This is a genomic window from Micromonospora deserti (assembly GCF_003236335.1).
Taxonomy (GTDB): Bacteria; Actinomycetota; Actinomycetes; order Mycobacteriales; family Micromonosporaceae; genus Micromonospora; species Micromonospora deserti.
Genome location: NZ_POUB01000331.1, coordinates 1 through 5824 on the forward strand (window position 1 = coordinate 1; position 5824 = coordinate 5824).

Genomic DNA, 5824 nt, shown 5'->3' on the forward strand with positions numbered 1-5824 from the left:
GCCCGCAACCGTGGCCACGCGCCCGCAGCCGTGCCGCCCCCCGCCGGCGCAGTCGTCCCGCGCGTCGCCGGGACATCCGGCCGGCACCCGGGCCGGCACCCGGGCCGGCACCCAGCCGGTCGGACCACTGCGGGCGCCAGACGGGGAAAGGGCCGCCGCCCGAGCGGGGCGGCGGCGCGCAGGTGGTCGCCCCGGTCGCCCGGGGCGGCGGCTCAGCGGTAGTCGTCCTCGTCGGTGGCGACCACCCGGGCCTGCTCCATCGCGTCCCAGTCGTCGACCTCCAGGCCGCGGTGCGGTTCGGTGTCGCCCTCCACGGGGGCGATCACGGTGGACTGCTCGACCGTGTCGGCCGGCTCCGCCTCCAGATCGCGCTCCTCCGGGCTGAGGTGGTCGCTGGGGGCGAAGTCCTCGTCGGGCTGACCCATCAGTCCCTCCCGGGGTTCTCGGCGGACGGTCCTCACACACCGTACGGTCTGCGCCCGCCCCCCGCGCGGCGGCGACGGGAGCCGACTCGACGGAATCGCCCCACCGGGCGCCACCCCCGGTGCCAGGATGGGACGGTGGGCTTCCTGATCCGGCTGGTGATCACCGCGGTGGCGCTGTGGATCACCACGCTGATCGTGCCCGGGGTGGAGGTGGGCGGCCGTTCCGGCGCCACCACCGCGCTCACGCTGGTCGTCGTGGCGCTGATCTTCGGTGTGGTCAACGCCGTGCTCAAGCCGGTGATCAAGGTGGTCGGTTGCGTCTTCTACCTGCTGACTCTCGGCCTGTTCGCGCTGGTGGTCAACGCCCTGCTGTTCCTGCTCACCGACCGGATCGCCCGGGCGCTGGACCTGCCGTTCCAGGTGGACGGCTTCTGGGCGGCATTCTGGGGTGCCATCGTGATGGCCGTGGCGACCTGGCTGATCAGCATCGTCGTGCCGGACCGGCTGGAGGGCCGGTGACGTCGAGCGCCCCGGCGCGGGCGTCGCGGCCACCGGCGCGTACCGGGTCGGTTGTGCCCGCGTGGCCGTCCTACGGGATACTGCCGGGCGGAGGACAGCGCGGTCCGGCGCACCAAGGACAACAGCGGCCGACTACGGCCGAGAGCGGTAAGTAAGGAGCGTTCGACATGCCCATCGCTTCCCCCGAGGCTTACGCGGAGATGCTGGACCGCGCCAAGGCCGGCCGGTACGCGTACCCCGCGATCAACGTGACCTCCTCTCAGACGCTGAACGCGGCGCTGAAGGGCTTCGCCGACGCGGAGAGCGACGGCATCATCCAGGTCTCCACCGGCGGCGCCGAGTACCTCTCCGGTCCGTCGGTGAAGGACATGGTCACCGGCGCCGCCGCCTTCGCCGCGTACGCCCGCGAGGTGGCCAAGAACTACCCGGTCAACATCGCCCTGCACACCGACCACTGCCCCAAGGAGAAGCTGGACAAGTTCGTCCGGCCGCTGATGACGATGTCCCAGGAGCGGGTGCGGCGTGGCGAGGAGCCGCTGTTCCAGTCGCACATGTGGGACGGCTCCGCGGTACCGGTGGCCGAGAACCTGGAGATCGCCGCGCAGCTGCTCGACGAGGCGGCCAAGGCCGCCGTCGTCCTGGAGATCGAGGTCGGCGTGGTCGGCGGCGAGGAGGACGGCGTCGAGAACGCGATCAACGAGAAGCTCTACACCACCGTCGAGGACGGCCTGGCCATGGTGGAAGCGCTCGGGCTCGGCGAGAAGGGCCGCTACATGGCGGCGCTGACCTTCGGTAACGTGCACGGCGTCTACAAGCCGGGCAACGTCAAGCTCCGCCCCGAGGTGCTCAACCACATCCAGATGGCGGTCGGCGCGAAGTACAACAAGGAGAAGCCGCTCAGCCTGGTCTTCCACGGCGGGTCCGGCTCGCTGCTGTCGGAGATCCGCGAGGCGCTGGACTACGGCGTGGTCAAGATGAACATCGACACGGACACCCAGTACTGCTTCTCGCGGCCGGTGGTGGACCACATGTTCCGCAACTACGACGGCGTGCTGAAGGTCGACGGCGAGGTCGGCAACAAGAAGATGTACGACCCGCGGGTGTGGGGCAAGGCCGCCGAGGCCGGCATGGCCGCCCGGGTGGTCGAGGCCTGCGAGCACCTGCGCTCGACGGGCACCACGATGGCCAAGTGACGCGCTGACGCGTACGGCCGACGGCCGGCTCCCGGTGGGGGCCGGCCGTCGCCGTTCCCCGGCCCGGCCGCACGCCGAGCCGGGGTCAGCCGGCCCCGGTGAGAACCCGGACGGCCTCGCGGACGTCGTCGGTGAGGTGCACCGTCGGGGACAGGTCGCCGAACGGGGAGGCGGCCAGCAGCGGGCGCAGCAGCGACTGCACCGGCAGCTCCCGGGTCCAGTAGGCGCGGTCGAGGAAGACGTACGCACCGCTGGCACCGTCGGTGCCGTAGTAGGTCTTCGTCGCCGCCTGGAAGACCTCCTGCACGGTGCCGGCCCGTCCGGGGGCGAAGACGATCCCGCCCCGGGCCAGCCGCAGGATGGTGTCCTCCCGGATGGCGTTGGAGAAGTACTTGGCGATCCGCCCCGCGAAGAGGTTCGCCGGCTCGTGCCCGTACAGCCAGGTCGGGATGGCCAGCCCGCCGCCGCGCGCCCAGTCCAGCTCGCCGCCGGCCAGCACCGCGGAGTCGGCCCGGGACACGCTGCCCGCGTCGGCCCGGGGCCGGGGCGGTCGGACCGGCTGGCCGAACAGCTGCCGGACCCGCAGGGCCGCCGCGGTGTAGCGCTCGTGGTCGGTGAAGTCCGGCGCCGCGGCGAGCAGGTCGATGGCGGCCTCCAGCTCCTCGGCCGGCCGCGGTGCCAGGTAGGCGCCGAGGTTCGCGGCCTCCATCACCCCCGGCCCGCCGCCGGTCACCACCAGCCGGTCGGCCCGGGCCAGTTCCCAGCCCAGTACCGCGGCCATCCGGTACGGCACGCTGCCGCGCGGCACCGCGTGCCCGCCCATGATTCCGACCACCGACTGCGGCCCGTGCACGGCCAGCCAGGCGCGGGTGGCGTCGGCCAGGGCGTTGTCCACGCCGTGGTCGTGCAGCCGCTGGCCGAGCGCCTCGCGGACGTCCGGCAGCGCCCCGCCGTGCGCGCGGAAGTGCTCGTAGACCCGGGTGTCGTACATCTCGGCGAACCCGCCCTCGGCGAAGCCGGCGGCGAGGTCGTCGGGGGTGTAGAGGTGCGACGGCTGGGTCGGATACGGCAGCCCGGAGAAGGGCGGCACCACGTTGGCGCCGCGGCGGACCAGGTCGGCGCCGACCTCGCGGGAGGCGAACCGGCAGCCGACGAAGAGCGCCCCGGCCACCTCGACGGCGGTGAAGTCGGGTGCCGGCGGCAGGTCCAGCCGCAGCCCTTGGACGGTCAGCCCGGCCAGGCTTCCGCTGGCCAGCCGCCGGTCGAACTCGGCGCGGGTCTCGACCTCGTCGGTGCAGGGGTGCGGCTCGATGACGTCCGTGGGTGGGGGGGTCGGCACCGGGTCATCCTGCCCTGTCCGGGCAATCGGCCAAACCCGCGGGATCCCGGCGGACGACAGGAGCCCGGCGGCCGTGGCCACCGGGCTCCTGCGTAACCGGGTCCTGGGGAGGCTCCGGACCAATAGTTGTAATGGAAAGCATCTCGGGCCGGCATGGGCCGCAGGCGTGACCAACTCCTCAGCCGTTCAGCCAAACCGGCTCGGCCAGCCCCTCGCGCGGTGCGGCGCGAAGCGGGTTGAATGGGGCGATGCAGAACCTGTTGCCTGAGCCCCCGGCCACGCTCCTGCCCGCGCACGACGAGGCCGACGCTGCCCTGGCCGACGCCGAAGAGGCCGGCAGCGACGAGGCGTTCGCCGAGGTCGCCGCGGATTTCCCGACCTTGAGCGCGGCCTGGGCCGCGCTGGCGGCCCGGGCGTTCGCCGCTGGCCAGGTCGTCCCGGCGTACGCGTACGCGCGCACCGGCTACCACCGGGGCCTGGACCAGCTGCGCCGCAGCGGCTGGAAGGGGCACGGCCCGGTGCCCTGGTCGCACGAGCCGAACCGGGGCTTCCTCCGCTGCCTCTACCTGCTCTCCCGCGCCGCCGACGAGATCGGCGAGGCCGATGAGGCGGCCCGCTGCGCCCAGTTCCTCCGCGACTGCGACCCGGCCGCGGCGGACGCGCTGGCCAGCAACTGACCCGGCTCCGGCGGCCGGCCGGGCGGAACGGGCCGGCCGCCGGGCTGTCCGGGCGGCGGGCCGGGGGTCACCTGCCAGCCGGCCCGGTGCGCCTGCGCCCGGCCGGGGTGGCCCGAGGCGCGGTTACAGACCCTCGGCGACCGCTGCGGCGATCTTGAGCCAGGCGTCCCGGGTGGCCGAGGAGAGGCCGCCGTACCGGATCGGCTCCCCGGTGTCGATGAGCCGCTCGTAGGGCGCCAGCAGGACTGCCCGGGTGCGGGCCGCGAAGTGCTGCTGGATCGCCGGCAGGTCGATCTCCTTGCGCGACGGCGGCATGGACACCACGGTGACCGCCTGCCGGACCAGCCGCTGCCGCCCGCTCTGCTCCAGGTGGTCGAGCATCCGCGCCGCCGTCTCGGCCGAGTCGTTCCGGGCCGACATGGTGACCACCAGCTGATCGGTGGCGTCCATCGCGGCCTGCCAGTTCTGGGCCCGGACGTTGTTGCCGGTGTCCACGAAGATCAGCTTGTAGAAGCGGCTGACCACCTCACGGATCTCGGCGAACGCGGCGGCGGTGAGCATCTCGCCCCCGGTGGCCGACTCATCCGAGGCGAGCACGTCGAACATCCCCTCGCCCTGCGAGCGGACGTACTGCGACAGGTCGCCGACCCGCCCGTGCGCGCTCTGGAACTGGCCCAGGTCACGCAGCATGTCCCGCACCGTACGGGAGTGGAAGTCCTGCTGGGCGCGCATGCCGAGGGTGCCCTGCGTCTCGTTGTTGTCCCAGGCCAGCACGTAACCGCCGCGTTTCTGCCCGAAGGTCATCGCCAGCAGCAGGATGGCCACCGTCTTGCCGGCGCCGCCCTTCGGGTTGACCACGGTCACCTGGCGCAACCCGCCGAAGTTGCGCCGCACCATCTCGATGTCCCGCCGCAGTTCCTGCTCGTGCCGCCCCGGCGGGAGCCGCAGCCCCACCTTGTTGACCACCGCGCGTACGCCCATGGTGGCCACCGGTTCGGCGGGGCGGACCTGCCGGCGCCGGGCGAAATCCTCAGCGGTCGGCGGCGTGCCGCCCTCCGGACCCCAGCTCGGGTCGGGCCCGGCCGGCTGGTAGGGCGGCTGCGCCGCCGGTTCCGGCCGCGCCGCCCCCGGCTGCCAGGACGGCGGGTACCAGGCCGGCTGGGGCGGGAACGGCCCGGGCGGTGTCGGGGCGACCGACCCCGTCGCCGGCCCGGCGCCGGTCTGCGGGGTCGGTGGCGTGTGGGGGTCTGGGTCGAGCGGTGGCCGACCGGTGTCGGCCGCCAGCGGGCGCGGGGTCTGCGGGGCCTGCGCGTGGTGCGGACCCGGCTGCGGGTCGCCGGCCTCCGCCAGGCCGGGAAGCGGGCCGGTGCGCGGTGGTTGCACCGCCACGGCCTCCGGCGTCGGCGGTGGGTCGGGAGACCCGGCGACCGTCCGGGAGGCCGGCTGGGCGGTCGCCGGCGTGGGCCGCTGCGGCGGCAGGGCCCACGGGGACTCCGCCGGCAGGCGCGGGCCGGCGGTCGCGACGTCGCCCGCTGGCGGCGGGCCGCCCGGGCCCTCCCCCGGAGTGGCCGTGGCCCGCGTAACCCCGCTGCCCGCTGGCGGGGCGGTCGGGCCACCGGCGATGACGTCAGGAGCGGCAGCGCCCGGCGGCGGGGAGGCCGAGCCGGGGGT

The 5824-nt window shown here is 74.4% G+C and carries 6 protein-coding genes; 3 read left to right on the forward strand and 3 right to left on the reverse strand.

Annotated features, from left to right (window positions below; all coding sequences use genetic code 11):
* Positions 1-212: 212 nt before the first annotated feature.
* Positions 213-425, reverse strand: coding sequence for a hypothetical protein (locus C1I99_RS28430; RefSeq protein ID WP_111137282.1), 213 nt, complete (start codon positions 423-425; stop codon positions 213-215).
* Between the two features lie 135 nt (positions 426-560).
* On the opposite strand from C1I99_RS28430, the gene C1I99_RS28435 reads away from it, so the two are divergent.
* Together C1I99_RS28435 and fbaA are read left to right on the forward strand one after the other, a co-directional pair.
* Positions 561-944 carry a phage holin family protein gene (locus C1I99_RS28435; protein ID WP_111137283.1) on the forward strand — a complete coding sequence of 128 codons (384 nt, stop codon included), beginning with the start codon at positions 561-563 and terminating at the stop codon, positions 942-944.
* Positions 945-1111: 167 nt separating this feature from the next.
* Positions 1112-2137: a class II fructose-bisphosphate aldolase gene (gene fbaA, locus C1I99_RS28440; RefSeq protein ID WP_111137284.1), complete on the forward strand. Its 1026-nt coding sequence runs from the start codon at positions 1112-1114 to the stop codon at positions 2135-2137.
* Positions 2138-2222: 85 nt separating this feature from the next.
* Here fbaA and C1I99_RS28445 read toward each other — a convergent pair whose 3' ends face one another.
* The gene (locus tag C1I99_RS28445; RefSeq protein WP_199562421.1) at positions 2223-3476 is read right to left on the reverse strand and encodes an LOG family protein; all 1254 of its coding nucleotides are present in this window, start codon (positions 3474-3476) and stop codon (positions 2223-2225) included.
* Between the two features lie 248 nt (positions 3477-3724).
* On the opposite strand from C1I99_RS28445, the gene C1I99_RS28450 reads away from it, so the two are divergent.
* A complete protein-coding gene (locus C1I99_RS28450; protein WP_111137286.1) occupies positions 3725-4153 on the forward strand; it encodes a DUF3151 domain-containing protein in 429 nt (142 codons plus the stop codon).
* A 123-nt stretch (positions 4154-4276) separates the two neighbouring features.
* On the opposite strand, the gene C1I99_RS28455 is transcribed toward C1I99_RS28450, so the two are convergent.
* A partial coding sequence (locus tag C1I99_RS28455) for a MinD/ParA family ATP-binding protein (RefSeq protein WP_499877951.1) occupies positions 4277-5824 on the reverse strand: 1548 nt, incomplete at its 5' end.

What these genes read in the sequence shown, in the direction of transcription:
- C1I99_RS28450 (WP_111137286.1), top strand. Translation starts at nt 3,725, where the DNA reads ATGCAGAACCTGTTGCCTGAGCCCCCGGCCACGCTCCTGCCCGCGCAC.
- fbaA (WP_111137284.1), top strand. Translation starts at nt 1,112, where the DNA reads ATGCCCATCGCTTCCCCCGAGGCTTACGCGGAGATGCTGGACCGCGCC.
- C1I99_RS28430 (WP_111137282.1), bottom strand. Translation starts at nt 425, where the DNA reads ATGGGTCAGCCCGACGAGGACTTCGCCCCCAGCGACCACCTCAGCCCG.